The organism is Mesorhizobium sp. M0715 (genome assembly GCF_040320355.1).
In the GTDB taxonomy this organism is placed as follows: domain Bacteria; phylum Pseudomonadota; class Alphaproteobacteria; order Rhizobiales; family Rhizobiaceae; genus Mesorhizobium.
The window spans coordinates 124831-151037 of sequence record NZ_JAMYPL010000017.1; the positions used below are offsets into that span (position 1 = coordinate 124831).

General features: G+C 63.6%; 29 protein-coding genes. 21 read left to right on the top strand and 8 right to left on the bottom strand.

The window, feature by feature from the left end:
- Positions 1 to 157: 157 nt before the first annotated feature.
- A complete protein-coding gene (gene rpmF / locus NKI21_RS20430; RefSeq protein ID WP_008834724.1) occupies positions 158 to 340 on the bottom strand; it encodes a 50S ribosomal protein L32 in 183 nt (60 codons plus the stop codon).
- Positions 341 to 481: 141 nt separating this feature from the next.
- On the bottom strand, positions 482 to 1243 hold the full coding sequence (locus tag NKI21_RS20435; RefSeq protein ID WP_031213164.1) for a transglycosylase domain-containing protein: 762 nt from the start codon (positions 1241 to 1243) through the stop codon (positions 482 to 484).
- A 78-nt stretch (positions 1244 to 1321) separates the two neighbouring features.
- Between NKI21_RS20435 and NKI21_RS20440 the strand changes: the two genes are divergently transcribed.
- From NKI21_RS20440 to NKI21_RS20450, 3 genes are all read left to right on the top strand, one after another.
- Entirely contained in the window at positions 1322 to 2239 is a 918-nt protein-coding gene (locus NKI21_RS20440) for a polyprenyl synthetase family protein (RefSeq protein WP_352442020.1), read from the top strand.
- A gap of 158 nt (positions 2240 to 2397) precedes the next feature.
- Positions 2398 to 3204 carry a class I SAM-dependent methyltransferase gene (locus NKI21_RS20445; RefSeq protein ID WP_023810943.1) on the top strand — a complete coding sequence of 269 codons (807 nt, stop codon included), beginning with the start codon at positions 2398 to 2400 and terminating at the stop codon, positions 3202 to 3204.
- Between the two features lie 114 nt (positions 3205 to 3318).
- A complete protein-coding gene (locus tag NKI21_RS20450) occupies positions 3319 to 5658 on the top strand; it encodes a response regulator (protein WP_352866956.1) in 2340 nt (779 codons plus the stop codon).
- 19 nt (positions 5659 to 5677) lie between these two features.
- Here the strand turns inward: NKI21_RS20450 and NKI21_RS20455 are convergent, their stop codons facing one another.
- The 4 genes from NKI21_RS20455 to NKI21_RS20470 form a co-directional block, all read right to left on the bottom strand.
- Positions 5678 to 6580 (bottom strand): Stf0 family sulfotransferase, encoded by a 903-nt coding sequence (locus NKI21_RS20455; protein WP_352866958.1) that lies wholly within the window; start codon positions 6578 to 6580, stop codon positions 5678 to 5680.
- A gap of 1 nt (position 6581) precedes the next feature.
- Positions 6582 to 7436, bottom strand: a complete 855-nt coding sequence (locus NKI21_RS20460) for a lytic transglycosylase domain-containing protein (RefSeq protein WP_023810941.1) — start codon at positions 7434 to 7436, stop codon at positions 6582 to 6584.
- 5 nt (positions 7437 to 7441) lie between these two features.
- Entirely contained in the window at positions 7442 to 8695 is a 1254-nt protein-coding gene (gene ispG / locus NKI21_RS20465; RefSeq protein WP_023810940.1) for a flavodoxin-dependent (E)-4-hydroxy-3-methylbut-2-enyl-diphosphate synthase, read from the bottom strand.
- Positions 8696 to 9029: 334 nt separating this feature from the next.
- Positions 9030 to 9209 (bottom strand): YdcH family protein, encoded by a 180-nt coding sequence (locus NKI21_RS20470; protein ID WP_013529217.1) that lies wholly within the window; start codon positions 9207 to 9209, stop codon positions 9030 to 9032.
- A 239-nt stretch (positions 9210 to 9448) separates the two neighbouring features.
- On the opposite strand from NKI21_RS20470, the gene NKI21_RS20475 reads away from it, so the two are divergent.
- Positions 9449 to 9652: a YdcH family protein gene (locus tag NKI21_RS20475; protein ID WP_352866960.1), complete on the top strand. Its 204-nt coding sequence runs from the start codon at positions 9449 to 9451 to the stop codon at positions 9650 to 9652.
- A 23-nt stretch (positions 9653 to 9675) separates the two neighbouring features.
- Here NKI21_RS20475 and NKI21_RS20480 read toward each other — a convergent pair whose 3' ends face one another.
- The gene (locus NKI21_RS20480; RefSeq protein ID WP_352442017.1) at positions 9676 to 10464 is read right to left on the bottom strand and encodes an IclR family transcriptional regulator; all 789 of its coding nucleotides are present in this window, start codon (positions 10462 to 10464) and stop codon (positions 9676 to 9678) included.
- Between the two features lie 127 nt (positions 10465 to 10591).
- Between NKI21_RS20480 and NKI21_RS20485 the strand changes: the two genes are divergently transcribed.
- The 14 genes from NKI21_RS20485 (at position 10592) to NKI21_RS20550 (ending at position 23808) form a co-directional block, all read left to right on the top strand.
- Complete coding sequence (locus NKI21_RS20485; protein ID WP_128305966.1) at positions 10592 to 11473, top strand: transporter substrate-binding protein; 882 nt, start codon at positions 10592 to 10594, stop codon at positions 11471 to 11473.
- A 170-nt stretch (positions 11474 to 11643) separates the two neighbouring features.
- On the top strand, positions 11644 to 12309 hold the full coding sequence (locus NKI21_RS20490) for an amino acid ABC transporter permease (RefSeq protein ID WP_023810937.1): 666 nt from the start codon (positions 11644 to 11646) through the stop codon (positions 12307 to 12309).
- 1 nt (position 12310) lies between these two features.
- A complete protein-coding gene (locus tag NKI21_RS20495; protein ID WP_023810936.1) occupies positions 12311 to 12961 on the top strand; it encodes an amino acid ABC transporter permease in 651 nt (216 codons plus the stop codon).
- 2 nt (positions 12962 to 12963) lie between these two features.
- Positions 12964 to 13758: an amino acid ABC transporter ATP-binding protein gene (locus tag NKI21_RS20500; protein WP_023810935.1), complete on the top strand. Its 795-nt coding sequence runs from the start codon at positions 12964 to 12966 to the stop codon at positions 13756 to 13758.
- Between the two features lie 38 nt (positions 13759 to 13796).
- Positions 13797 to 14258: a RidA family protein gene (locus NKI21_RS20505; protein ID WP_128305969.1), complete on the top strand. Its 462-nt coding sequence runs from the start codon at positions 13797 to 13799 to the stop codon at positions 14256 to 14258.
- Positions 14259 to 14283: 25 nt separating this feature from the next.
- Positions 14284 to 15489 carry an aminotransferase class V-fold PLP-dependent enzyme gene (locus NKI21_RS20510; protein WP_352866964.1) on the top strand — a complete coding sequence of 402 codons (1206 nt, stop codon included), beginning with the start codon at positions 14284 to 14286 and terminating at the stop codon, positions 15487 to 15489.
- A 235-nt stretch (positions 15490 to 15724) separates the two neighbouring features.
- Complete coding sequence (locus tag NKI21_RS20515) at positions 15725 to 16714, top strand: TIM barrel protein (RefSeq protein ID WP_352866967.1); 990 nt, start codon at positions 15725 to 15727, stop codon at positions 16712 to 16714.
- A 41-nt stretch (positions 16715 to 16755) separates the two neighbouring features.
- Positions 16756 to 17808, top strand: a complete 1053-nt coding sequence (locus tag NKI21_RS20520) for a sugar ABC transporter substrate-binding protein (protein WP_352866970.1) — start codon at positions 16756 to 16758, stop codon at positions 17806 to 17808.
- A 69-nt stretch (positions 17809 to 17877) separates the two neighbouring features.
- On the top strand, positions 17878 to 19392 hold the full coding sequence (locus NKI21_RS20525; protein ID WP_352866973.1) for a sugar ABC transporter ATP-binding protein: 1515 nt from the start codon (positions 17878 to 17880) through the stop codon (positions 19390 to 19392).
- Positions 19393 to 19401: 9 nt separating this feature from the next.
- Entirely contained in the window at positions 19402 to 20370 is a 969-nt protein-coding gene (locus NKI21_RS20530; protein ID WP_023810929.1) for an ABC transporter permease, read from the top strand.
- Positions 20367 to 21242, top strand: coding sequence for a MurR/RpiR family transcriptional regulator (locus NKI21_RS20535; protein ID WP_127296870.1), 876 nt, complete (start codon positions 20367 to 20369; stop codon positions 21240 to 21242). Before NKI21_RS20530 ends, NKI21_RS20535 begins: the two co-directional genes overlap by 4 nt.
- On the top strand, positions 21239 to 22132 hold the full coding sequence (locus NKI21_RS20540) for a ribokinase (RefSeq protein ID WP_352866976.1): 894 nt from the start codon (positions 21239 to 21241) through the stop codon (positions 22130 to 22132). The genes NKI21_RS20535 and NKI21_RS20540 overlap by 4 nt, the downstream gene beginning before the upstream one ends.
- A 102-nt stretch (positions 22133 to 22234) precedes the next feature.
- Entirely contained in the window at positions 22235 to 22732 is a 498-nt protein-coding gene (gene purE, locus NKI21_RS20545) for a 5-(carboxyamino)imidazole ribonucleotide mutase (protein WP_023810926.1), read from the top strand.
- On the top strand, positions 22729 to 23808 hold the full coding sequence (locus NKI21_RS20550; RefSeq protein ID WP_352555424.1) for a 5-(carboxyamino)imidazole ribonucleotide synthase: 1080 nt from the start codon (positions 22729 to 22731) through the stop codon (positions 23806 to 23808). Before purE ends, NKI21_RS20550 begins: the two co-directional genes overlap by 4 nt.
- Positions 23809 to 23814: 6 nt before the next feature.
- On the opposite strand, the gene NKI21_RS20555 is transcribed toward NKI21_RS20550, so the two are convergent.
- On the bottom strand, positions 23815 to 24237 hold the full coding sequence (locus NKI21_RS20555) for a lysozyme inhibitor LprI family protein (protein WP_352555426.1): 423 nt from the start codon (positions 24235 to 24237) through the stop codon (positions 23815 to 23817).
- A 240-nt stretch (positions 24238 to 24477) separates the two neighbouring features.
- Between NKI21_RS20555 and ykgO the strand changes: the two genes are divergently transcribed.
- The 3 genes from ykgO to NKI21_RS20570 form a co-directional block, all read left to right on the top strand.
- Positions 24478 to 24603, top strand: a complete 126-nt coding sequence (gene ykgO, locus NKI21_RS20560; RefSeq protein WP_006327841.1) for a type B 50S ribosomal protein L36 — start codon at positions 24478 to 24480, stop codon at positions 24601 to 24603.
- A gap of 112 nt (positions 24604 to 24715) precedes the next feature.
- Positions 24716 to 25321 (top strand): tetratricopeptide repeat protein, encoded by a 606-nt coding sequence (locus NKI21_RS20565; RefSeq protein WP_352555428.1) that lies wholly within the window; start codon positions 24716 to 24718, stop codon positions 25319 to 25321.
- Between the two features lie 159 nt (positions 25322 to 25480).
- Positions 25481 to 26207 (top strand): helix-turn-helix domain-containing protein (locus NKI21_RS20570; RefSeq protein ID WP_352866978.1); only part of this gene is annotated, 727 nt, incomplete at its 3' end.

Genomic DNA, 26207 nt, shown 5'->3' on the forward strand with positions numbered 1-26207 from the left:
CGGTCGAAGACCGCACGCAACAACCATGTCAGCCGATTGCCGGCCGAAGGATTTGCAACGTCGGCGGTGCACGCCTGCGCTGCCGGCCCGCCCAAACGCAAAAGGACCAGCCACCGGCCGGTCCTTTTGGAAATTCAAACCTTTGAAAAAGCTGGTCTCAACTTTCCTTGGGGGTCAACACCTGGCGACCGCGATACATGCCGGTCTTCAGGTCGATATGGTGCGGACGGCGCATTTCGCCGGAATTCTTGTCCTCGACATAGGTCGGGGCCTTGAGGGCGTCGGCCGAGCGGCGCATGCCGCGCTTGGACGGAGAGGTTTTTCGTTTCGGAACGGCCATGGATATGCTCCACTACATGGTCAAAAAGCCCCGCCCGCCCTCGTGAAAGGGCCATGTCGGGGCCGGAATCTGAGAAAGTCGGGTGCCTATACACGCCCTGTGCCGTTTTGGCCAGCACTGGCGCGAATTTTTTTGGATCGGCTAGCGGAGGCAACCGACATAGGCGCCGGAGCGGCCGGCGCGCCGCTCGATCAGATTGGCGAGCCGCCTCAAGCCAGGCCCGGGTTTGGCCGGATTGCGGGCAATCGGATTTGGCAAGGAGACCGCAAGCAAGGCGGCCTGCCGTCGCGACAGCTGTTTTGCCGAAACGCCGAAATGGTGCTGTGCCGCAGCCTCGATGCCGTAGATGCCCGGCCCCCACTCGGCGATGTTGAGGTAGATTTCCATAATGCGCCGTTTCGACATCACCGCATCGAAATAGACGGCCAGCGGCAATTCGACCACCTTGCGCACCGAGCCCAGCGGCCGCGACCAGAGAAACAGGTTCTTGACCGTCTGCATGGTGATGGTCGAGGCGCCGCGCGTTGCTTCGCCGGCCAGCGCATCGTCGACGACGCCCCGCAATTCGCCGAGATCGACGCCACGATGAAAGCAGAACTGCCCGTCCTCCGACATGATGACGGAATTGGCCAGCACCGGCGACACGTCGTCGATCGACACCCAGCGGCGGTCGTAACCGGAGAACGTCGCCAGGTCCTTCAGCATCAGCGTCGAGACAGGATGCACGAAGAATGGCAGGTACAGAAACGTCAGCACGACCGGAATCAAAGCCAGCACCGCGGCCACGACGATGCCGCGCCGGACCCAGCGCTTGAGACCACGGCGGTTTACGCCCCGCGATCTCGTCGCCATGTCCAGTCTTTCGGTTTCATGATCGACGATCGGTTCCGCCAAGCCGCCCAACCCGTGCTTCTCCCTGCCCCGGCATAATGGCGCTTGGCTTCTTGCGCAACGTCTGAGTGTCGGCTACCGGTCCGGGCCATGACGAATGACGACCAAATGGCGTTCGAAATGGCGCTGATCAGACGGGCAGCCGCCGTCGAGGTGCTGCTGCGGCGGCTGCTCGACGACCGTGCGCTTTCGGGCGAGATCGCGCGGCCTGAGCGTTTGATGGCGGCGATGCGGCACGGCGTGCTGAACGGCGGCAAGCGCCTGCGCCCTTTCCTGGTCATGGAAAGTGCCGCCCTTTTTTCCGCCGATGGCGAGGCGGCATTGCGCGTCGCCGCAGCCCTTGAATGCGTGCATTGCTATTCGCTGATACACGACGATCTGCCCGCCATGGACGACGACGATCTGCGCCGTGGCCAGCCGACCGTGCACAGAGCCTTCGACGAAGCGACCGCTATCCTGGCCGGCGACGCCTTGCTGACGCTGGCCTTCGACATCATTGCTGGCGAGGCGACCGCCCTGCCGGCGGAACGGCGGGTAGCCCTGGTGCTGGCGCTTGCCCGTGCGGCCGGAGCCGGTGGCATGGTCGGCGGCCAGAAGCTCGACCTCGAAGCCGAACAGGCGCCGCCGGACGAGACCGGCATCATCCGGCTGCAGGCGATGAAGACCGGCGCGCTGATCCGTTTCGCTTGCGAGGCAGGCGCACTCATTGCCGGTGCACCAGCCGATGACCGCGAGCGGCTGGCCGAATTCGGCTCGGCGATCGGTCTTGCCTTCCAGCTTGCCGACGACCTGCTCGATTTGACCGCCGATGCCAGCCAGATGGGCAAGGCGACCGGCAAGGACGCCGCCGCCGGCAAGGCGACGCTGGTGGCCTTGCATGGTGCGAATTGGGCACGCGGCCAGCTTCACGGCCTCGTCGAACAGGCCCATGCACTGCTTGAGCCCTATGGCGACGATGCCCAATTGCTGAAGGAAGCGGCGACGTTCGTGGCGGCGCGTAACAGCTGAGGTTGTGCCAGCCGGAACATCGAGCTGATCGACGCACGCACGTCCCCGCCGGCCGGTTCTGAAATAGAGCTTGAGCGGAAGCCTGCCGAGGCAGAGGATCGACATCGCTTTGCCACCGCACGGCAAGCACGCGGTGCGGATAGAGTTGGAGGGATGCCATGTCGACCACCGACAAGCTGTTCACCGGTTCCATTCCCGAAGTCTACGACCGGGCGATGGTGCCGCTGATCTTCGAGCCCTATGCGCAGGATCTGGCGGAGAGAGTGTCGAAGCTCGGGCCGCAATCGGTGCTCGAAGTGGCGGCGGGCACCGGTGTGGTGACGCGTGCGCTGGCAGCAAGATTGCCGGCGCAAACACGCATCGTGGCCACCGACCTTAACCAGCCGATGCTCGACCACGCGCGCACGCGGATGTCGGACGATCCTCGTATCATCTGGCAGCAGGCCGACGCCCAGGCACTGCCCTTCGAGGACGCCCGGTTCGACGCCGTGGTCTGCCAATTTGGCGCGATGTTCTTCCCCGATCGGGTGGGCGCCTACGGGCAAGCGCGGCGGATGATGCGGCCGGGCGGGCATTTCCTGTTCAACGTCTGGGGTGCCATCGAAGACAACGAGTTCGCCGAGGAAGTGACGCGGGCACTCGGCCATTTCTTTCCGGCCGATCCGCCTCGCTTCATGGCAAGGACGCCGCATGGCTATCACGATGCGGACGTCATCCGCGCCGACCTTCATGCCGCCGGCTTCCGTGACATCACCATAGAGCCGCTGGATGCCGTCAGCGCCGCTTCCTCGCCATATGAGGCGGCCGCGGCCTATTGCCAGGGCACGCCCCTGCGGGCCGAGATCGAGGCGCGCGGTGGCTCGCTGGAGGAGGCGACGCGATACGTGGCGAATGCCCTTGGGAAACGGTTCGGGGAAGGTCCGGTGAGTGGCCGCATCCGCGCCCTCGTCGTGGAAGCGGCCTAGGCGTGCTGTCCATCCGGCGGCTCGCACGGCCTGCCTACCCGCACGAACGAAATTTTAATGTAAATGAAGCGTAATCCCGGCCATTAAAATGGTGCGTATGTGTTGGGGTTGCGCATGCCTGAATATTCGTCCTTCATCCGGTCGGTCCGGATCCGCTATATTTCAGGGTTGCTGATCTTCGCGCTGGCTTCCGCCGGCATCGTGATTGCGCTTGACCGCGTCAATTCCTTTCGCCGCGACATCGATGCGCTGAGCAGCAATCTCGTCATCTTCACCCGCGACCTGCGCAACGCGACCAGCTTTGCCGAGACGACCGGCACAGCCTGGCGGGCGGAGACACGCGATGCCCTGACCACATCGGCGCGCGGCCATTCGGAGCGTCTGACCGGCGAGATCGAGACGCTGACCGCCCAGCTTGCGGCGATCAAGCCGCGGCTGTCGATCAAGACCGTCAACGAACTCCAGTCCGCTTCCGTCAACGGCGATCTGTTCTGGTCGCCGCGCGACATGGTGCGCAATTTTAACCTGATGTCGGTGGCGCAGAAGGTCGACGAGTGGAGCTATCGCGAAATCCGCAACCAGAACGACCTGTTTGCCCAGCCTATGCTGGTTCGCGTCCGCACCGCCATGGATGATGAGCGCCACCTGGCCGATGCCTCAAGCGACAGACTGCTGCTGTGGGCGAGCGGCATCCTGTTCGCGGCACTTGCCATCGTCGCCTTCTGGATCTTCCGCCCGATGGAAGTGGCAATCCGCCGCGCCTTTGCCGAATCCGCCGAATCCCTGTTCAAGGCCGAGGCCGCCGACCGCGCCAAATCGGAATTCCTGGCCAATATGAGCCACGAAATCCGCACGCCGATGAACGGCGTGCTCGGCATGGCCGAACTGCTGGCGAAGACCGATCTGACCCCGCGCCAAAAGACCTTCACGGACGTCATCGTCAAATCCGGCAACGCGTTGCTCACCATCATCAACGACATCCTCGATTTCTCCAAGATCAATGCCGGCCAGCTCACCCTCGACCCTGCTCCCTTTCGCCTTTCCGAGGCGGTCGAGGATGTGGCGACGCTGGTCTCGGCGCGCGTCGCCGAAAAGAACCTCGAACTGATCGTGCGTGTCGACCCGCGCCTGCCGGCCCATGTCGTCGGCGACGCCGGCCGGTTCCGGCAGATCATCACCAACCTGCTTGGCAATGCCGTGAAGTTCACCGAAAAGGGTCATGTGCTGATCGATGTCGGCGGCGAAATCGTCAACGACGTGGTCCAGCTCAAGGTCCGCGTCGAAGACACCGGCATCGGCATACCGGCCGAGAAACTGCAGAATGTATTCGAGAAATTCGCGCAGGTGGACGGCTCGTCCACCCGCCGTCATGAGGGCACGGGGCTGGGCCTCGCCATCGCCGCCCGCCTCGTCGACCTGATGGCAGGCAAGATCGGTGTCGAGAGCGAGATCGGCCGCGGCTCGGTGTTCTGGTTCGCGGTGCCGCTGGCCGCGCATCAGGCGGCGGCGCGCGACGAGATCGTGCCGGTCGACGTCACCGGCGCGCGCGTGCTGGTCATCGACGACAATCCGGTCAACCGCGAAATCCTGCTCGAGCAGCTCAGAAGCTGGAGCTTCGATTGCGCCGCCGCCGAAAGCGGCGCGGTTGGGCTTGCTTTCCTCGACCGCGCCTTTCAATTGGGCGCCGCCGTCGACTGCATCATCCTCGACTACCAAATGCCGGGCATGAACGGCGCCGACGTCGCCAGAGCCATTGCTTCCGACAGCCGGCTGTCCTCCATCCCGGTGGTGTTGCTGACCTCGGTCGACCAGGTCGATTTCGGCAAGCTGATCATCGACTACGGCATTGCAGCACACCTGACCAAGCCGGCGCGCTCCGCGGTGCTGCTCGGCACGGTCATCTCGGTGATCCAGAAGGCCCGCTCGCAGGTCGGCAAGGCGCGGTTCGTCCGCGAACCGATCGTGCAGGCTCCCCCGGCGGCGCCGCCCGCCTTCACCGTCATCCGCGGCCCGGCAATGCCGGTCGCGGCAGCGCCGGAATCGACAACCGCGCCGAACGGACCGATCGACATCCTCATTGCCGAGGACAATGACGTGAACCAGCTGGTGTTCGGCCAAATCCTCAGCGGGTTGGGCTTGAGCTACCGCATCGCCGGCAATGGCCGCACGGCGGTCGAGATGTACCGGGCGCTGCGCCCCAAGCTGATCCTGATGGATGTCTCGATGCCCGAAATGAACGGCTATGAGGCGACCCGCGCCATCCGGGCGATGGAGGTCTCGACGGGCGCCCACATCCCGATCATCGGCGTCACCGCGCACGCGCTGAAGGGTGATCGCGACAAGTGCATCGAATCAGGCATGGACGACTATCTGCCGAAGCCCGTTTCGCCCGACCGCCTCGGCACCAAGATCGGCACCTGGCTCAGCGAAACGGTCGTGGCGAAGACCGCCTAGGCTGCATCCATGGGATGCGTCAGACGGCTGCTGCCTCCAGACGATAGCGGCGCATCCAGTCGAGGCTTGTCGCGTCAGCAAGCTTTGCAACGCCGGGGCTTACATCCTCCTCGTCAGGCGCTCGGACCCTCAGGGCTTCGCAGATGCCTAGCAATGTCGCGGCCGGATTGCCTGAAAGGCGCTCATAGCCGACACGCAGCGGGGATATGCCTTGCTCTGCGAACCAAATGTTCCAGGCCGCGTCATAGGTCTCGAGTTCCGTGACCTCTCGTTTGATCCGCTCGAAATCATATTGAGGCTCTTTCGGCGGCGCGACCCTTTCGATCTCGGTGCCGTCGGGAGCGATATGCCAAAGACCGGTCTGCTCTGCCTTGATCAGGGAGACAGCCTGCGCGAGCTTGTCCTCCCGCGAGAGGTGTATGTAGAGAACATTGCCGAATGCTCTTTCGAACCGCGCTCTGTCCGACGGCAGTTTCGGGAAAATCCGGTCGAGGATCGTCGAAAGCTCATCCAGATTTTCGCGCATCAAGCGAAGGCCGAAGAGGCCGGTTCCACCCTTGCCCGCAGCGATCGCCGCGTTGAGATAGGCGACATTGAAGTCGAGCTCACTCATCGTGTCGCGATCGGGCAGCTTCCACTCTTCAGCCCACTCCAGCACATCCTGCCGCCGATAGAATGAGTGCGGATCGCCAGTCGTCTTCGTGGATGCCAGAAGCTTGCACAGCAGCGTGCTTCCGTTCCTCGGCGTGCCGCAGATAATGTATCCATCGAACATGTTGAGACCCATGCTGCTCGTCAAAGACAGGGCCGCCGCCCAGTAAAGATGGCGGCCGCTATAGCTGAAATCTTTGCTGGATGCGACGTTCCGGCTGTCGCTTATAAATGCCTTTCTCAGACAGAACATCGCGCCGGCAGCGGCCAAATTACCGGTTGCGCACCACCACGCACGCCCCACCGACACTTTGCAATTTCTGGCAAATAACGTTGGCATCGGCGCGGCGGTCGACACCGATCCTGACCGCGTAGATGCCGCGCCGGCCGATCGGCGTGCGCACCCGGCTGACCACCGGATCATGCCCGTTGAGCAGGGCCGGGAACCGGCTCCTTACCCTGAGCCACTGGTTGATCGCGGCACTGCGGCGAAAATTGCCGGCCACCTGGATGCCCCATGGCTTTATGTTGATCGAAGCCATGGCCACCGTCCGCGACATGATCACCGGCAGTTTTCGGCAAGCGACGGCAAAATCCGTCTTTGCGTCGAGCGGCTCGACTTTTCCAGCATAGGCCCGGTCCGTGAACTTGTCGGCTGGTTCGCCCATGATGTCTAAGACATAGCTTTCGGTCTCCATTGGCAGGAACCCCCCGGAGCTGAGCCAGCGCGACACCCGGCTCTCGCCGGCATTGTAGGCGGCGGCGGCCAGGCCGAGATTGCCGTAGCCGGTTTTCATTTCGGCGAGATATCTAGCCGAAGCCGGAATCGCCTGGTTGATGTCGAAGGAATTGGCAAGCCCGCGCATCTTGGCGGTGCCCGGCATGAACTGGGCAATGCCTTCGGCGCCGACCGGACTGACGGCGTTGGGATCGAAACGGCTTTCCTTCCAGATCAGCCGGGCGAAGAAATCCCTGGACAGGCCGTTCTGGTCGGCATGCGCCTGGATCAGATTGCAGACTTTGTCGATCAGCCGCTGCTTGGCGGATTGCGGCGGATCGGCCTGCACAAGGGCCGACCAGGTCAGCCCGTACAGCAGGATCAGCGTCGCCCATAGGAAACGCTGCATTTGACTTACTCTGCCGCGGCCTTGCCGCCGCGACCGAACCGCTGTTCGATATAGTCGGCGACCATTTTCTCGAAATCCGCGGCGATCGACGGCCCGCGCAGCGTCGCCGCCTTCTTGCCGTCGACGAAGACAGGCGCGGTCGGCGTCTCGCCGGTGCCGGGCAGCGAAATGCCGATGTCGGCATGCTTGGACTCGCCCGGGCCGTTGACGATGCAACCCATCACCGCGACCTTGAGGTTCTCGACGCCGGGATATTTGTCGCGCCACACCGGCATATTCTTCCTGAGATCCGCCTGGATGTTCTGGGCAAGTTCCTGGAACACGGTCGAGGTCGTGCGGCCGCAGCCGGGGCAAGCGGCGACGATCGGCACGAACTGCCTGAACCCCATGGTCTGCAGCAATTCCTGCGACACCTGCACCTCGCGCGTGCGGTCGCCATTCGGCTCCGGTGTCAGCGAGATGCGGATGGTGTCGCCGATGCCTTGCTGGAGCAGGATGCCCATGGCGGCCGACGAAGCGACGATGCCCTTCGAGCCCATGCCGGCTTCGGTCAGGCCGAGATGCAGCGCGTGGTTGGAGCGGGTGGCGAGCTCGGTATAGACGGCGATCAGGTCCTGCACGCCGCTGACCTTGGCCGACAGGATGATTTTCTCGCGGCCAAGGCCGATCTCTTCCGCCATCTCGGCCGACAGGATCGCCGACTGCACGATCGCCTCGCGCATCACCTCCTGGGCCGTCAGCGGGAAACCCTTGTCCTGGTTGTCGTCCATCAGCCGGGTCAAAAGCTCCTGGTCGAGCGAGCCCCAGTTGACACCGATGCGTACCGGCTTGTCATGCTTGATCGCCATCTCGACGATATCGGCGAACTGGCGGTCCTTCTTGTCCTTGAAGCCGACATTGCCCGGATTGATGCGGTATTTGGCCAGCGCCTCGGCGCAGGCCGGATGATCGGCCAAAAGCTTGTGGCCGATATAGTGGAAATCGCCGACCAGCGGCACGTGGATACCCAGCCGCTGAAGCCGCTCATGAATGCGCGGCACGGCGGCGGCGCTCTCGTCGCGATCGACGGTGATGCGCACGATCTCCGACCCGGCCCGGTGCAGGGCTGCGACCTGCGCAACGGTCTGGTCGATATCGGCCGTGTCGGTGTTGGTCATCGATTGGACGACGACAGGCGCGCCGCCGCCGACGATCACGCCGCCGACATCGACGCCGACCGACGTACGGCGGGGAAAAGGAGAGGAAAAATATCCGGTCATGCCGGCAGCCTTTTGTCTCTGGAGCATCTTGTGTCCTGCATGGACGCACAACGACGCCCCGGGCCGATGCGCTGAGGTCCGGGCATGAGGTGGAGGAGCAAAGATGGCTTGTCAATGGCGACAGGTCGCCACTGGCCGGAATCGGTCCGCCACCAGAGGCCAGGAAACAATCGATGATCTGGCGAAACGGGCGACGGCCGAAGCGGAAATTGAGCCTGTGCAAGTCCAGCTTCGGCTGACAGACCGGTGCTGGAAATCAAAACCCTCCACACCGGCGGCGTGGTGCCGCCGGGAAAAGAGGCCGCGGATATTGGGCGGCTATGTCAGGAGGGTATCAATGCGTGGTCGGTTTGCCTCTTAGTTTTTCAATCTCGTCCTTGAGTGCCAGCTTGCGTCGCTTGAGATTCACGATTTCGAGGTCGTCGACCGATGGATGATTCATCGCGTCATCGATTTCACGTTCGATGTCGCCGTGTTTCCGCTGCAACTCATCAAGATGGGATGCAAGAGACATGATTGGTTCTCCCTTTCATGGTTTTCCTCGATTGCAACCGTCACGGCGCGTCCACCGCAGGTTCGCTTCTGTGACGGCACGGTGACAGTGTGTCACCTTCCGCGGGCGATGTCGAATGATCCGTGGTAGCATTCCACGACACTGTGAAATGTGATATGGGCTGCACGCCGGTGACAAAACACCCGGCCCCGCCCAATCAGGCCCAGCTTTGGGCGCCGCAGACGTGCAGACGGTAGAGAATGTCCGATCAGGAACAGGCCGATATTCGCCTCGAATTTTCCCGCCTGAAGCAGGAACACGCCGATTTCGATGCCGCCATCAACGCGATGATCGCCATGACCTGCGATCCGCTGCAGATCCAGCGCATGAAGAAGAAGAAGCTGTTCCTCAAGGATCGGCTGATGGCACTGGAAGACAAGATCATTCCCGACATCATTGCGTGAGTTGGCATTCGCTCGCCCGCGCGCTACCCGGCGATCGAAAGCTTTGCGGCACGATCACGCAGCAGGCCGATGAGTTCGCCGGTCCGCTCCTCGGACGTATCGATGGGGACCACCAGGCACATCGTCGCCTCGACCTTGCCCGGCGCTGAAAACACCGGAGCGGCAAGGCACTTCGTATAGGCATCGACAAGGCCCGAAGTGACGCAATGGCCGGTGACCTGCGCTTTTGCGATGTCGGCGACGAAATCGTCAAGCCGCAGTTTGCGCCCGTCGGGCAGCACGAGATCGTCGTTTGACACCATGTCTTCGATCTCAGCCTTCTCCAGCCCCGCCAGAAGCAGCCGCCCCGAGGCTGTCCAGGGCAGCGGTATCTGCAAGCCGGTGGCGGAACTGATGCGGAACGGTCTGGTGCCGGGACTCGCATGGACGATCGTATAGCGGCCGCTCTGCAGCATGCACAGTTCGGAAGTCTCGCCGGTCTCGCGCGACAGATTGTCGACCTCCTGGCGCCCCCGCCTCAACAGGTCGTTGCCCCGCACATAGTCCATTCCGTAGAGATAGAGCTTCTTGCCGAAATAGACGCGATTGCCGTCGCCTTCCATTTCCAGCAGTCCCGCATCGACCAGCGACCGCACCAGCGTATAGGTCGTCGAGCGGGGCGCGTTCACGCCCTTGGCAAGGTCGCCAATGCCGATCGCGCGCTGGGTCGTGTGAAGAAACTCCAGAATCTCGAGCACCCGGTTGAGCCCCTTTTCACGGGAGCCCGAAATCTTCTCGCCGGCTGAAAGTGCCGAGGTATTGCCATCTTGCATTGTTGATTCCCGGTGTTAGTATCTGTCCTGTACAGGATACATTCGTCTCTTGTAAGAGACAATCGCTTCGACGTCACTGACGCGTGTATTGCCTGTGCAAGGGGAACACAAACGAAAGGAGGTCGCCGTGAACGACACATCCGGAAGACGTGATTTTCTGAAATTGGGAATGGCGGGACTGGCCGCGGCCGGCGTCGTGGGTGCGGCGGTAACCGTCGATGCCCAAAAGGCCGCTGCCCAGGCAGCACCCGACAGCCTGCTGCGCACCGTGCTCGATCGCGGCAAGCTGATCGTCGGCACCGGCAGCACCAATGCGCCGTGGCACTTCGAGAACGATGCCGGCGAACTCGTCGGCATGGACATCACCATGGGGCGCATTCTTGCCAAGGGCCTTTTCGACGATCCGACCAAGGTCGAGTTCGTGATGCAGGATCCGGCACAGCGCATCCCCAACGTCACCACCAACAAGGTCGACATCACCATTCAGTTCATGACGATGAGCGCCCAGCGCTCGCAGCTGGTCAATTTTTCCCGGCCTTACTACGTCGAGGGCGTCGCCCTGCTGAGCCTTCCGACCGCCGAGAACAAGACCTTCGACAAGCTGCTTGCCGGCGGCTCGGCGACACGCGTCTCCATCCTGCAGAATGTCGATGCCGAGGCGCAGGTGCATTCGGTGCTGCCCGAGTGCCAGGTTATGCAGATCGATACCCAGGCCAACGTGCTGCAGGCACTGGAATCGAAACGCGTCGACGCCGCTGCCGTCGATCTGTCCACGGTGCGCTGGCTCGCCTCGCGCAATCCGGACAGATATTTCGACGCCGGCAAGAGCTGGCTGAGCATGCTTTATGGCGCGGCACTCCGGCAAGGCGACCTTGACTGGCTGACCTTCGTCAACTCGACCTTCACCATCGCCATGTTCGGCCACGAAAACGCACTCTACGATGCCGCCTTCAAGGACTTTTTCGGACAGGAGCCGCCGGCGCGCCATCCCGGCTTCCCAGCCATCTGACCTGCCGGGCGGAAGGGCGTATCCAGCGCCCTTCCGCCTCCCTAGAGCAATTCCAGGAAAAGTGTGAAACGGTTTTCCGCCCGGAATTGCGCCAAAACAAAGAGTTAGAGCGGGTCGCCGTTTCCGTGAAACGGTGAACTGCTCTAAGCCTGCGGCACTGAGGCGGACGCATGGGCTATGCCCTTAATTTCAACCTGATCTGGCGGCACTTCGACAAGCTGTGGGGAGGACTGCTGCTCAGTCTCGAGCTCGCCGTCATATCGATCGCCATCGGCACCGTCATCGGCCTGGTTCTGGCGGTCTGGTACGTGTCTGCCGGACGCATCGTGCGCACCATCATCGCCGCCTACGTCGAATTCATCCGCAACGTGCCGCTGATCCTGCTCGTCTACCTCGTCTTCTACGGCCTGCCGACAGTGGTCGACATCGCCTACAGCGCGCCGACCTCGTTCGTCGTCACGCTGTCGCTCTATAGCGGCGCCTATCTGGTCGAGGTGTTTCGCTCCGGGCTCGAAGCCGTTCCGCGCGGACAGCTGGACGCCGGCAAGGCAATCGGCCTGACGCCCTGGCAAAGGCTGCTCAACGTGCGCCTGCCGACCATGCTGCGCATCACCTTGCCGGCATTGTCCAACACCTTCATATCGCTGTTCAAGGACACCTCCGTCGCCTCGGTCATTTCGGTGCCGGAGCTGACCTATGGCGCCCAGTGGATCAACTTCAACACCTTCCGCATCGTCGAGGTCTATCTCGTGGTCACGGCGATGTATCTGGTGACCGGCTACATTTTGCTTTTTGCGCTTCGGCTTGTCGAGCGCCGGTTCAGGGCGGCGCGCTGACATGCTGACCCAGATCGCCTATGCCTTGCCTTTCCTCGCCCAGGGCTTTGCGCTGACACTGTGGGTATCCCTGCTGGTCGTGGTGTTTTCGCTGATTGCCGGCGTGATCATGGGCGTCGGTCTGGTCTATGGCCCGGTGCCGTTGCAATGGGCCGTGCGCATCTTCAGCGACACCATCCGCGGCATCCCGATCCTGGTGCTCATCTTCTTTGTCTATTACGGACTGCCGGCCGTCGGGCTTCATCTGCCGTCGTTCTGGGCCGCCGTGCTGGCGCTGACCCTGTTCAAGACAGCCCAGGTCGTCGAATATTTCAGAGGTGCTGTCGGCTCCATTCCGAAAGGGCAGTCCGAGGCGGCGATGGCGATCGGACTCACCTTTCGCCAGCGGCTCGCCTACGTCATTTTCCCACAGGCGTTCAGGCGCTTCCTGCCGCCCTGGATCAACGGCGTCACCGATGCGGTCAAGGGCAGCGCGCTGGTATCGCTGCTCGGCATCACCGACCTGATGCAGGCCATCAACCAGGTCATCGGCCGCACCTACGAGGCCATGCCGCTCTATATTCTCGGCGCGCTCATCTACTTCGCGGTCAACTATGCCCTTTCGCTCGCCAGCCGGCGGCTCGAGCGGCGTTTCTCCTTCATCCGGGAATAGCAATGTCCACAAGTCCGAAAAACACCCCGGCCCTTCTCGACGTCCTGGACGTTTCCAAAGCCTTTGGGACCGTCCAGGTCCTGCGTTCGGTCAGCCTGCAGGTGGCGAAGGGGGAGGTGGTGACGGTCATCGGCCCCTCCGGCAGCGGCAAAACCACGCTGCTGCGTTGCGTCAACTTTCTCGAAAGCTATGACAGTGGTTCGATTCGCATCGACGGCAAGGAGGTCGGCTTTCGCGAAGCCGGAACCCGCCAGCGTCGCAGCGAACGCGATCTCGCCGCGATGCGCGCCGAGACCGGCATGGTGTTCCAGAGCTTCAACCTCTTTCCGCACCTGACAGCCGCCGGCAACATCATGCTTGGCCTCACCAAGGTGCGCGGCAAGAGCAACGCCGAAGCGCGCACCATCGCCGAACACTGGCTCGGCCGGGTCGGTCTAGCCCACAAGGCCGACAGCCTGCCCGCCGAACTGTCCGGCGGCCAGCAGCAGCGCGTCGGCATTGCCCGCGCCGTGGCCATGGGGCCGAAGATCCTGCTTCTCGACGAGATAACATCCGCGCTCGACCCGGAACTGGTCGGCGAGGTGCTTGAGGTCGTGCGCAGCCTGGCCGAGGACGGCATGACGATGGTGATGGTCACGCACGAAATGGCCTTTGCCCGAGATGCCTCGAGCCGCATCATCTTCATGGCCGATGGCGGCGTCAGCGCGGCGGGTCCACCCGCCGAAATCCTGGCAGCCGACACCGACAATGAGCGCCTGCGCACCTTCCTGGCACGCTTCCGCGCCTCGCATTTCTAGAACGGGACAGCGAACGCTGTCGTAAGGAGCCTTCTTTCATGACGCCTTATATCCGGCTCGCCGCGTTGGGCCTGACGCTGCCCGAGCCGCCGACCCCGATCGCCAACTTCGTCACCCATGCCGAAAGCGGCCGGCTGATCTTCCTGTCCGGCCAGGGACCGCTGCGCACCGATGGCAAACTGTTCACCGGCAAGGTAGGAGACGATGTCACCGTCGAGCAGGCTTATGGCCATGCCCGCCTCACCGGCCTCAATCTGCTTGCCGTCATGCACGCAGCCACCGGCGACCTTGGCCGGATCGTGCGCGTCGTCAAGCTGCTCGGCTTCGTCAACGCCATACCGACCTTCAGCGACCACCCGAAAGTGGTCAATGGCTGTTCCGACCTGTTTGCCGATGTGTTCGACAATATCGGCGGCCATGCCCGCTCGGCGATCGGCGTCGGCTCCTTGCCTGGAAACATCACCGTTGAAATCGAGGCGGTTGTCGAGATCGCCGCCTGACCTTTAGAAGAATGGAATCCGAGAGATGAAAACCACTTCCACCGACGGCTCCAACACCACCATCCGCGAACGGCTCGGCCTTCGCCCGATCATCAATGTCTCCGGCACGATGACCGCGCTCGGCGCGTCGATCATTGTCCCCGAAGCGATCAGCGCCATGGCGGAAATGGCCTCGCAATGGGTGGAAATGGATGACCTGCAACGCGCCGCAAGCACGATCGTCGCGCGCCTGACCGGCGGCGAAACCGGTTTCATCACTGCCTGCTGCGCCAGCGGCATCACCATGGCGATCGCCGGTGCGATGACGGGGACCAATCTGCTCGCCATCGAGCGGCTGCCTGATAACACGGAAGGTCTCAAGTCGGAGGTCATCGTCCAGCTCGGCCACATCGTCAACTATGGTGCGCCGATCGACCAGTCGGTCCGGCTGGCGGGCGCCAGGGTCGTGCCGGCCGGCACGGTCAGCGTGACGCAGGACTATCATGTGCGCGACGCGATCAACGACCGCACGGCGGCGGGCCTCTATGTCGTTGCGCACCACACCGTGCAGTATGGCATGCTGTCGCTGGAGGAATTCTGCGAGATCTGCCACGCCAGGGGTGTCCCGGTGATCGTGGATGCGGCTTCAGAGTATGATCTGCGCGACTTCCTCGCGCGCGGCGCCGACATTGTCATCTACAGCGGCCACAAATTCCTGAGCGGGCCGACCAGCGGCATCGTCACCGGCCGCAAGGATCTGGTTCGCGCCGCTTATCTGCAGAACCGCGGCGTCGCCCGCGCCATGAAGGTCGGCAAGGAAAGCATCGCCGGCACCATGGCCGCACTGGAAGCCTGGGAAAAGCGCGACCATGCCGGCATCCGCCGCCGCGAAGACGCCGCGCTCAACCTGTGGAAGGACACGTTGCACGGGCTGCCGGGCGTCATCGCGCAGATCATCCCGGATCCGACCGCCAACCCTCTGGATCGGCTTCAGATTTTTGTACTGCCCGAAAGCCGGTTCACGGCGGCCGGTCTCACCTCGGCATTGGCGACGGGCTCGCCGCCGATTATCGTGCGCAACCACGAGGTGGAGCGCGGCCATTTCTTCCTCGACCCCTGCAATCTTCATCCCGGCGAGGCCGAGATCGTCGCCGAACGGCTGCGCGCCATATTGACCGCCAAGGACCGCCCGGCCGATGCGATGAAAGTCTCCCGCAAGGATTCGTCCGGCGTCTTACGCTGGCCAGATTGAACACCCGGCGAATCGCTACCTGAAATGCGCCGGCCGTAACCAGCACGCGCCATCCATGCGCCTACTGCCCTGACGGGCTCTCCACGGCACCGGCCAGGAAACTGCCGGCTCCCTCTGCGCGCGGCTCCCTCTGCGCGCCTTGGCGGGTCCAGCTTGGCGGCTGCTTCACAACTTTTCAACAATAACTTTACAAATATCTATATTTATGTGAAGTCATGACGATGAAGGATCGCTCATGACAGCCAACCGTTTCGCCACGCGCCTGAATTCCTTTGCCTCGCGACCGCAGGCCGAGTGGCCCGATCTTACCGGCAAGCCGTCGCTGCTGCAGATGGCGGCGCGCGCCGCCAAGGTCGAGGGGCTTACCGATCTCGACCTCAACTTTCCTGACCACGCCGGTGAAAAGCCCACGGAAATCACCCTGAAACTGGGCGATCTCGGGCTTTCCATCAATGGCTTTGCCATGCGCTACTACTCCAACCCCGCCTTCAAGCTCGGCGCCTTCACCAATCCGGATCCGGCGGTGCGCCGCGAGGCCATCGACCTGACCAAGGCCGGCATCGATGCCGTGCGTGAGGCCGGCGCCAGCCTGATGACGCTGTGGCTCGGCCAAGATGGCTTCGACTACGCCTTCCAGGCCGACTATTCAACGCTTTGGCAACACGAAATTGATGGGATTCGTGAAGTTGCGACACATGATCCCGACTGTCAGATCAGCCTTGAATACAAACCGAACGAACCACGCTCTTACAGCCTGATGCCGGATGCGGCGACGACCTTGCTGGCGATCCGCGATGTGGGCCTGCCCAATCTCGGCGTCACGCTCGATTTCGCTCATGTGCTCTACGCCGACGAACAGCCGGCCTTTGCCGCGGCCCTGGTGGCGCGTCACAGCAAGCTGCTCGGCGTGCACCTGAACGACGGCTACGCCAAGCGCGACGACGGCCTGATGGTCGGCGCGGTGCACACGCTGCAGACCATCGAGCTGCTCAGGCAGATTCGCCGCGACGGTTACGCCGGCGCCATCTATTTCGACACGTTCCCCGATATGACCGGGCTCGATCCGGTGCGCGAGTGCGAAGTCAACATCGCCACCGTCAAGCGCATGCTGCGCGTCGTCGACCGGCTGGAGCAGGACAATCGCCTGTCCGCCGCCATGGACAGCCAGGACGCGGTGACGTCGCAGGCCATCATCCAGGAAATCATGCTCGGGCCGGATAGCTGAGGCATCCGCGCCATCACCGTTTTCAACCAGGGAGGAATACAATGAAACTTCTGCTTGCCACCGCTACCGCCGCACTGATGGCGCTCTCGATCGGCTCTGCCTTTGCCGCCGACCTCGCGCCGCTCAATTCCGACACGGAAAAGGACCGCATCGACTGGTCGCAGGTCGAGGCTAAATTCGGCGCGTTCCCCAAGCTGCCCGAAGGCACCAAGGCAGGCGCGGTCTCCAAGACGCTGACCAATGAATACTGGCGCTCGCTGGGCGAGGGCTACACGGCATTCGGCGCCAAGGTCGGCGTTCCCGTCGTCTATCAGGCAGCGCAGAGCGAGGGCGACCAGCTCGGCCAGCTCACCATCGCCGAAGGCTTGGTGACGCAGGGCTACAACGTGCTGCTCGTCTCGCCGCAGACGGATGCCAATCTGCAGCCGATCATGGAGCAGGCCAAGGCCGCCAACGTGCCGGTGGTCAACGTCAATGACGCCGTCATCCCGCAGGCCGAGCATTATGTCGGCAATGTCCAACGCGACAATGGCGTGCGCGTCGCCAAATGGTTCATCAAGAATCGTCCGAATGGCGGCAAGGTCGCCATCGTCGAAGGTCAGGCTGGCGTCTATGCCGCCGTGCAGCGCACCGACGGCTTCAAGTCGACCATCACCGAGGGGGGCAAATTCGAGGTTGTCGCCAGCGTTCCCGGCAACTGGGACCGCCAAGCCTCCTATGACGCGGCCACCAACATCCTGCAGCAGCACCCCGACCTGATCGGCTTCTATGCCAACAATGACGGCATGGCGCTCGGCATCGTCGAGGCTGTCAAGGCCGCCGGCCTGCAGGACAAGGTTGCGGTCTTCGGCACCGACGGCATTTCCGATGCCTACGCCTCCATACGGGCCGGCGAACTGACCGGCACGGTCGACAGCTTCCCGGTGCTGACCGGCGAAGTGGCGTTGGAAACAGCTCTGCGTCTCGTCGCGGGACAGAAGCTGCCGCGCGTTGTCGCCACGCCGCAGGCGCTGATCACCAAGGACAATGCCGACCGCTATTCCGGCACCGGCGCGCGCAAGGCCCTGCTCGAGGACGCGGCAGCGGGCCAATAAGGCTAATCGGCGGGTGCCGGCCAGAGCAATTCGCTGCCGGCCGGCACTCTTGCCCGGAGATAGAACCCGATGTCACCCCGGCTGCAATTCAAGGGCATTTCCAAGCTGTTTCCGGCCGTACGGGCGCTCCACGAGGTGTCACTCTCGGTCGGGGCCGGTGAAATCCACGGCCTGCTCGGCGAAAACGGCGCCGGCAAGTCGACGCTGCTGCGCGTCCTGTCTGGCGTCTACAGGCCGACAGCGGGAAGCATCCTCATCGACGGCAAGCCGGTTACACTCGCCAACCCGGTCGCCGCACGCGCTGCGGGCGTCGCCATGATCCATCAGGAATTGCAGCAGGTACCGCGCCTCAGCGTCGCCCAGAACATGTTCCTCGGCCATCCGCTGACGCGCGGCGGTATCTTCGTCGCCCGGCGCGAGCAAGAGCGCCGTGCTGCGGATGCTCTTGCGGCCATTGATCCCTCCATCGATCCGGCGGCACCCCTTGGTACCCTGAAGGTGGCGCAGCGGCAGATCGTCGAGATCGCTCGCGCGCTGCTCGATCGCGCCCGCATCGTCGCCATGGACGAGCCGACATCGAGCCTGACGCCGAGCGAATTCGAACGGCTGGCGCAAGTCATCACCGGCCTCGCCCGCGACGGCGTCGCGGTCGTCTATGTCTCGCACAAGCTGGACGAGGTGTTCGGCATCTGCCGGCGCGCCACCATCATGCGCGATGGCGTCGTCGTCGATTCCGTCGATCTGAAAGACCTGTCGGAGAAAGCGGTCGTGGCGATGATGGTCGGCCGCGAACTGGCGCAGGAACACCATAATTCCCATGCCACGAACAAGGTCATGCTGAGCGCGCGTGGCCTCTCTTCGGCGACGAAGGTGCGCAACGTGTCGTTCAATCTGCATTGCGGCGAGGTGCTGGGCATTGCCGGCCTGGTCGGTTCCGGCCGCACTGAACTTTTGCGGCTCTTGGCCGGCGCCGATCGCGCCACGGCCGGGACGATTGCAATCGACGGCAAGGCGGCGCGCTTCGCCAGCCCGCGCGATGCGATTGCCGCCGGCGTCGGACTGGTGCCGGAGGAGCGCAAACGCGAAGGCATCGTGCCGCTGCGCTCGATCACCTGCAATATGGCGCTCGCCTCGATGGCCGTGTTCGCGCCGCGCGGTCTCATCGATCACGCCAGGTTGAAACACGTGGCCGTCGAGAAGATGAGCCGTGTCAACCTGCGGCCGTTTCTGCTCGACCGGCCGATTCGCCTGTTCAGCGGCGGCAACCAGCAGAAGGCGATCATCAGCCGCTGGCTGGCGGCGGGAACCCGCATCCTCTTGTTCGACGAACCGACGCGCGGCATCGATGTCGGCGCCAAGGCGGAGATCTATCATCTGATCGAGGAACTCGCCGCCGAGGGCCATGCCGTGATCGTCGTCTCCTCCGAGCTCCCCGAAGTGATCCGGCTTGCCGACCGCGTGCTGGTCATGCGCGACGGCACGATCGCGGCCGAACTCCACAGAGACGATATCAGCGAACAGGCGATCGCGGCGCACGCCATCCCGCAAACGCAAACGCCGGCCGCACAGCAGGCAAGGCAGTAGGTGACGGATATGTCGGATACCACTCTGGTGCGGCCGCGGGCCGAATTCGTGCGCGGGGTTTCCATGCGCGACGCCGGCACGCTGATCGGTCTTGTCGTGATCCTCACCGTCTTCGGCGCGCTGGTGCCTGGCTTCTTCGCCGAGCGCAACCTGATCAACATCCTGCAGCAGTCGAGCATCAATGCCTGTCTGGCGCTGGGCATGACGCTTGTCATCATCTCCGGCGGCATCGACCTGTCGGTCGGGCCGACGGCAGCGCTCTCGGCCGTCATCTCGGCCTCTATGATGGTCGCCGGCGTGCCGTTTCCGCTGGCCATCGCCGCCGGCTTCGCCATTGGCCTTGCCTGCGGCCTCGTCAACGGCGTGCTCGTCGCCTATGTCGGGCTGCAGCCCTTCATCGTCACATTGGGGACGCTCAGCACCTACCGGGCGCTGGCACTGATCTACACCGGCGGCAATCCGGTTCTGGGCCTGCCCGCGGGGTTCCGCGCCATCTTCAACGGATCGCTGTTTGGACTGCCTCTGGCGGTCGTCATCGTCGCCTGCGTGGCTGTCGTCGCCTGGGTCGTTTTGAAGAAGACGCCCTTCGGCGAATATCTGCTTGCCGTCGGCGGCAACGAGGAGGCGGCCTACATCGCCGGCGTGCCGATTGCCCGCACCAAGATCGCCGCCTACATGATCTCAGGCCTGCTGGCAGCGCTTGCCGCGCAGATCCTGATCGGCCGGCTCGGCGCCGCCGAGCCCATCCTCGGCAATCTCTGGGAACTCGACGCCATCGCGGCTGCCGCCATCGGCGGCGCCTCGCTGATGGGCGGCAAGGGCAGCATCGTCGGCACCATCCTGGGCGCTATCATCCTCGGCGCCATGCGCAACGGTTTGACGCTGATGAACGTCCAGTCCTTCTATCAGCTTCTGGCAACTGGTCTTATAATCCTCGCCGCGATGCTTATCGATCGCGTGACGAGGGGGCGTGGATGACCTTGAGCGGGCTGGACCTGAAAGCGGTAGGACCACGCATCCGCATGATGATGCCGCATCTCACCCCGTTGGAGGCGAAGGTGGTGGAAACCGTCTTCGGCCGGCGCGGCTTCGACGAGAGCATTCCGCTGAAGCAGATCGCCGAAGAGTCTGGCGTGTCCGAGGCGATGGTGGTCAAGATCGCCAAGAAGCTAGGCTTTTCCGGCTATCGCGACTTCCGCACCGCCGTCTATGAATACAGTCGCCTGCCGACCGCCGAGATGCACCAGGAACTGTCGTCCGACGACAGTTCGGCCGAGATCGTGCAGAAGGTGTTCCGCACCTCCATCCAGGCGCTGGAGGAAACGCTGGCGATCCTCGATATCGAGGATTTCGACCGCGCCGCCGATCTTCTCTACCGTGCGAAGAGCCGGGATTTTTATGGCGTCGGCGGCTCGGCGCAGATTGCCCGCGATGTCTCGCACAAGTTTCTGCGCATCGGCATCCGCGCATCGGTCTATGATGATTCGCATATGATGCTGATGTCGGCCTCGCTGCTCGGCGGCGACGACATCGCCGTCGGCTTCTCGCATTCGGGCAACACGTCGGCCGTCATCGACGCCATCCAGCTGGCCCGCAAGAACGGTGCCCGCACGCTGGCCATCACCAACTACGACAACTCGCCGCTGGCTGCGGTCGCCGACATCGTGCTTTGCTCGACCGCGCAAGGCTCGCCGCTGATGGGCGAGAACGCAGCGGCGCGCATTGCCCAGCTCAACATCCTCGACGCGCTGTTCGTGGCGGTGGCGCAGCGCGATTATCAGGCGGCGGAGCGCAACCTCGGCCGCACCATGTCGGCGGTGACATCGAAACGAAAAGACCGGGGCTCATGACGACATCGCCGCTGGTCACCGTGTTCGGCAGCTTGCACTACGACATCATGGTCGACGCGCCCGACCGCCCACGCAAGGGCGAGACGGTGACCGGCCATGCCTGGCACCCGAAATGCGGCGGCAAGGGCGGCAACCAGGCTGTCTCGGCGGCGCGGGCCGGCGTGCGCGCGGCGATGATCGGCGCCGTCGGCGACGATGATTTCGGGCGGGCGTTGCTGGCCAATCTCGATCGCGCGCTGGTCGACCACCGCTTCGTGCGGGTGGCCGCTGGCGCCAGCTCCGGCATGAGCGTGGCGATCTTCGACGCGGGCGGCGACTATGGCGCGGTGATCGTCTCAGGCAGCAATCTGACACTGGGCCATGCCGACATTGCCTCTGCTTCCGATGTGATGGCCCAAACGGCAGTGCTTTTGTTACAGAACGAAGTGCCGGAAGCCGGCAACATTGCCGCCGCACGCGCCGTCAAAGCACGGGGCGGCCGCGTCGTGCTCAACGCGGCCCCCGCGCGCAAACTCTCCGACGAGTTGATCGCCCTGGTCGACATATTGGTGGTCAACGCAATCGAGGCGGAATTCCTGGCTGGCACAGCAGTGGTCGAGACGCTGGACGGGGCCGCGCAAGCCGCACGGCTGCTGGCCGATCTTTATCCGGTGGCAATTGTCACGGCGGGCGGCGAGGGCGTCGCCTGTTGCGACCAGACCGGCGAGGCCTTTGCGCTGCTGGCCGTCCCGGTCAAGGTCGCCAGCACGCATGGCGCCGGCGATGAATTCGTTGGCGCGCTGGCCGCGGGACTTGCCCGAGGAGAGACCATGCACGCGGCGGTCACCGCTGCCAACGCGGCTTCGGCGTTGCTGGTCTCGACGCCAGAGGCCGAGCGCGACGGCATCTGAACGGCTGGTTTCCGTCTTGCCGGACCGAAGCGGCGGCCGCCTATCCTTGCGGCCTCGCGCGAATTCCGCTAAGGCGCGCCTTTGTCGCCGGGGAACACGGACTTGGACGATCAACGCGCCGACGTCGCCATCATCATGGGCAGCCAGTCCGACTGGGCGACGATGCGTCATGCCGCCGAAACGCTGGAAGCACTAGGCATCCCGCACAAGCGGCTGATCATTTCCGCGCATCGCACACCGGACCGGCTCTATGATTTCGCCAAAGGCGCCAAGGCGGCCGGTTACAAGGTGATCATCGCCGGCGCCGGCGGTGCGGCGCACCTGCCCGGCATGACGGCGGCGATGACGCCGCTGCCGGTGTTCGGTGTGCCGGTGGAATCGAAAGCGCTTTCCGGGCAGGATTCGCTGCTGTCCATTGTCCAGATGCCGGCCGGCATTCCCGTGGGCACGCTGGCCATCGGCAAGGCCGGCGCCGCCAACGCAGCCCTTCTGGCCGCTGCCGTGCTGGCCCTGAACGATGATAGCCTTGCCGTCCGTCTGGATGCCTGGCGCGCCGCGCAGACCGCCAAGGTCGCGGCAGAACCGACGGATACGCCGTGAGCCTGCCCGCCGGATCGACGATCGGCATCATTGGCGGCGGCCAACTCGGCCGCATGCTGGCTGTTGCCGCCGCCCGCCTCGGCTACCGCACCGTGGTGCTGGAGCCGCAAGCGGATTGCCCCGCGGCACAGGTCGCCAACCGGCAAATAACAGCTGCCTATGACGACCCGGCCGCCCTTGCCGAACTGACAGCGTCGAGTTCCGTCATCACCTACGAGTTCGAGAACGTCCCGGTCGCGGCGGCCAGCGCGCTGGCGGCCAAGGTTCCGGTCTATCCGCCGGCGCGTGCGCTGGAAGTGGCGCAGGACCGGGTGGACGAAAAAACATTCCTCAACGGCATCGGCATTGCCACCGCCGATTTCCACGCCGTCGACAATGATGACGAGCTTACGGCGGCGCTGAAAGCGTTCGACGGCAGCGGCATCCTGAAGACGCGGCGCATGGGCTATGACGGCAAGGGCCAGCGCGTCTTCAGCAACATGGAAGCAGGCGGTTTTGCCGGCACCTGCGAGACGATGGGCAATGTGCCGCTGATCCTGGAGGCCTTCGTGCCGTTCGAGCGCGAGATCTCGGTGATCGCGGCGCGTGGGCTGGACGGTGCGGTCGTCGCCTACGATCCGGCCGAGAATGTCCACCGCAATGGCATTCTCCATACGTCGACCTTGCCGGCCGGCGTAAGGCCCGAAACCGCGACAGCAGCCCGAATGGCGGCATCGACGATATTGTCGGCGCTGAACTATGTCGGTGTCATCGGCGTCGAGTTCTTCGTGCTGGCGGACGGCTCGCTGCTGGCCAACGAGATCGCGCCGCGCGTGCACAATTCCGGCCATTGGACGGAAGCCGCCTGTATCGTTTCGCAGTTCGAGCAGCATATCCGCGCCATCGCCGGCCTGCCGCTCGGCAGCCCGGACCGCCACTCCGACTGCGTGATGGAGAACCTGATCGGCGACGATGTGCTGCGCGTCCCTGAGCTTCTCGCCGAGCCCGATCTGATGCTGCATCTCTACGGCAAGGCCGAAGCGCGGCCCGGCCGCAAGATGGGCCATTTCACTCGGATCAGCCGTCGCGCCTCATAAGGTTGCCTACTGCACGTCGTCGCTCTCGTCCTCGCCTGGAGTGGCGCAACTCACATCGCCTTTCTCGCAATTGGCCGCGGCAGCGAGCTGCTTGACGCGATCATTGGTCAATCTGGTCAGGCATTGCGAAACTTCCATCGAATGGATCGATCCGCCTTCGCTGGCGGCGGTGGAATGCGCGCACTCGGCATCGCGAAAAGCGATCCAGGCGCGTTGCGCCACCTGCAGCAATCTCTTGCCGCCGGCATCATCCGAGCTGGTGAGATCCTGATAGGCCTTGTTAAGCTTGGCGTCGGCCGCCTGATAGTCTTCGCCGGCACAGATGTTCATCATCTGCTGGCTGTCGTCGCTGCGGTCGCATTCCTGCGCGCGCGCAACCGAGGCTCCCGCCAGCAGGACAAGGCAGGCGGACAGGAACATTCGGCGCATGGTTCTCTCCAAATCACTTCACGGCGACCGCATCATCCCAGCCGGCCCAGGGCCGCGCAATGCGCCAGGCCGACATGGCGGATAATTGATGACAGGGATGATTCACAGCCGCAATGGAGCACGCTTGCGGTTGACAGGGACAAGGCTCCTCGTTTATGAGCCACCCACAGTTCAAAGGCGCGTCTTCTGGCGCGCCTTAAAATTTCGACCCGGACCGGGTCCACACCGACAGGCAAGACCATGAAGATCAAGAATTCGCTCAAGGCGCTGAAGGCGCGTCACCGCGACAACCAGCTGGTTCGCCGCAAGGGCCGCGTCTACATCATCAACAAGACCGCCCCGCGCTACAAGGCACGCCAGGGCTGAGCTTTCGGGCAGGAGGCTGTTGCCTCCGCCCATTTGATGCTTGTTGCCGCCTGCCGGCCTTTTCACGCCAAATTCAGTTTGACGTTCCGCCGCCCGGGACTAGAGTCCGGTGATGCGGATTCTTTTTGCATTTTTGACATCTCTGCTTGTTTCCGGCGCCATTTATGGCCCGGCATGGGCGGATGATGCTGTCGCGCCGCCGGCCACTCAGGACGCCCCGCCCGCCGCAACGACGAAACAAGCCCGCCTCGACCAGTTGTTCAGCGATCTGAAACGCGAGCGCAACGAAAAGGCGGCCGAGCGCATCGCCGGCAACATCTGGAGCGAGTGGTCGCAATCCGGCAGCGCCTCGATCGACCTGATGATGCAATGGTCGCAAAAAGCCGTCGAAAGCCAGAAATTCGACGTCGCGCTCGATTTCCTCGACCAGGTGGTGACTTTGCAGCCGACCTATGCCGAAGGCTGGAACCGGCGTGCCACCGTGCATTTCATGATGAAGAACTACGGCAAGTCGATGTCCGACATCGACCATACGCTGCAGCTCGAGCCGCGCCATTTCGGTGCGCTGTCCGGCCTGGCGCAGATCATGGCGTTGACCGGCCACAAGCAATCGGCGCTCGAGGCCTGGCAAAAGGTGCTGGCCATCTATCCGATGATGCGCAGCGCCCAGGACCAGGTCGGCACGATTTCGGAGGAACTTGCCGGTGAAGGCATTTGATTGCTCTAGGGGAGTGGGGAGAATAAGGCAGTAGGGGCAGATTGTACCTGCGGAACACACACCCTACTCCCCTACTCCCCTACTCCCCTACTCCCCTACTCCCCTACTCCCCTACTCCCCTACTCCCCTATGTTTGGACCGGAGACATCGCGAACAGGTGTGCGAGGACATCGCGAACAGTTTGGCGTGCTTTGCGCCGGGAGGTTCGCGATGCCATTTGGGAACACCAGCGTGATGGATGGGAAGTTGGAGTTTGTGCGTCTTGCGGTGCAGGATGGCAGCAATGTCAGTGCGCTTTGTCGTCGTTTCGGGGTTGGCCGAACCTGTGGTCACAAGTTGATCGCGCGGTATCGCGCCTATGGCGAAGCCGGGCTTGCGGAGCAATCGCGCCGTCCAGCGACGAGCCCGGCGCGCAGCCCGGATGCAGTCGAGGCGGCGGTTCTTGGCATGCGCCGGGCGCACCCGGCCTGGGGCGGACGCAAGATCTCCAAGGTCCTGCGGCGCGAGGGAACCGGTTCGCCTGCACCTTCCACGGTGACCGGGATCCTGCACCGCAATGGCGTCGAGCTGGGTTTGCTCGGGGGTGGAGCCAAGCCGTTCGGGCGCTTCGAGCATGCCGCCCCCAACGATCTGTGGCAGATGGACTTCAAGGGCCATGTCGCGTTGCGGCAGGGCGGCCGGCTGCATCCGCTGACCGCGCTCGACGACCATTCGCGCTTCTCCGTCGTGCTGCAGGCTTGCATCAACGAGACCGGCGAAACGGTCAAACCCCACCTGATTGCCGCCTTTCGCCGCTATGGGCTGCCGCAGCGCATGGCTTTCGACAACGGCCCACCGTGGGGAGATGGCGGACGAAGCAACTTCACACGCTTCACCGTCTGGCTGA

Excerpts from the sequence above, each read along its gene's own strand:
- rpmF (WP_008834724.1), bottom strand. The coding sequence starts at position 340 with ATGGCCGTTCCGAAACGAAAAACCTCTCCGTCCAAGCGCGGCATGCGC.
- NKI21_RS20440 (WP_352442020.1), top strand. The coding sequence starts at position 1,322 with ATGACGAATGACGACCAAATGGCGTTCGAAATGGCGCTGATCAGACGG.
- NKI21_RS20445 (WP_023810943.1), top strand. The coding sequence starts at position 2,398 with ATGTCGACCACCGACAAGCTGTTCACCGGTTCCATTCCCGAAGTCTAC.
- NKI21_RS20450 (WP_352866956.1), top strand. The coding sequence starts at position 3,319 with ATGCCTGAATATTCGTCCTTCATCCGGTCGGTCCGGATCCGCTATATT.
- NKI21_RS20460 (WP_023810941.1), bottom strand. The coding sequence starts at position 7,436 with ATGCAGCGTTTCCTATGGGCGACGCTGATCCTGCTGTACGGGCTGACC.
- ispG (WP_023810940.1), bottom strand. The coding sequence starts at position 8,695 with ATGACCGGATATTTTTCCTCTCCTTTTCCCCGCCGTACGTCGGTCGGC.
- NKI21_RS20470 (WP_013529217.1), bottom strand. The coding sequence starts at position 9,209 with ATGTCTCTTGCATCCCATCTTGATGAGTTGCAGCGGAAACACGGCGAC.
- NKI21_RS20475 (WP_352866960.1), top strand. The coding sequence starts at position 9,449 with ATGTCCGATCAGGAACAGGCCGATATTCGCCTCGAATTTTCCCGCCTG.
- NKI21_RS20480 (WP_352442017.1), bottom strand. The coding sequence starts at position 10,464 with ATGCAAGATGGCAATACCTCGGCACTTTCAGCCGGCGAGAAGATTTCG.
- NKI21_RS20490 (WP_023810937.1), top strand. The coding sequence starts at position 11,644 with ATGGGCTATGCCCTTAATTTCAACCTGATCTGGCGGCACTTCGACAAG.
- NKI21_RS20495 (WP_023810936.1), top strand. The coding sequence starts at position 12,311 with ATGCTGACCCAGATCGCCTATGCCTTGCCTTTCCTCGCCCAGGGCTTT.
- NKI21_RS20500 (WP_023810935.1), top strand. The coding sequence starts at position 12,964 with ATGTCCACAAGTCCGAAAAACACCCCGGCCCTTCTCGACGTCCTGGAC.
- NKI21_RS20505 (WP_128305969.1), top strand. The coding sequence starts at position 13,797 with ATGACGCCTTATATCCGGCTCGCCGCGTTGGGCCTGACGCTGCCCGAG.
- NKI21_RS20510 (WP_352866964.1), top strand. The coding sequence starts at position 14,284 with ATGAAAACCACTTCCACCGACGGCTCCAACACCACCATCCGCGAACGG.
- NKI21_RS20515 (WP_352866967.1), top strand. The coding sequence starts at position 15,725 with ATGACAGCCAACCGTTTCGCCACGCGCCTGAATTCCTTTGCCTCGCGA.
- NKI21_RS20520 (WP_352866970.1), top strand. The coding sequence starts at position 16,756 with ATGAAACTTCTGCTTGCCACCGCTACCGCCGCACTGATGGCGCTCTCG.
- NKI21_RS20525 (WP_352866973.1), top strand. The coding sequence starts at position 17,878 with ATGTCACCCCGGCTGCAATTCAAGGGCATTTCCAAGCTGTTTCCGGCC.
- NKI21_RS20530 (WP_023810929.1), top strand. The coding sequence starts at position 19,402 with ATGTCGGATACCACTCTGGTGCGGCCGCGGGCCGAATTCGTGCGCGGG.
- NKI21_RS20535 (WP_127296870.1), top strand. The coding sequence starts at position 20,367 with ATGACCTTGAGCGGGCTGGACCTGAAAGCGGTAGGACCACGCATCCGC.
- NKI21_RS20540 (WP_352866976.1), top strand. The coding sequence starts at position 21,239 with ATGACGACATCGCCGCTGGTCACCGTGTTCGGCAGCTTGCACTACGAC.
- NKI21_RS20555 (WP_352555426.1), bottom strand. The coding sequence starts at position 24,237 with ATGCGCCGAATGTTCCTGTCCGCCTGCCTTGTCCTGCTGGCGGGAGCC.
- ykgO (WP_006327841.1), top strand. The coding sequence starts at position 24,478 with ATGAAGATCAAGAATTCGCTCAAGGCGCTGAAGGCGCGTCACCGCGAC.
- NKI21_RS20565 (WP_352555428.1), top strand. The coding sequence starts at position 24,716 with ATGCGGATTCTTTTTGCATTTTTGACATCTCTGCTTGTTTCCGGCGCC.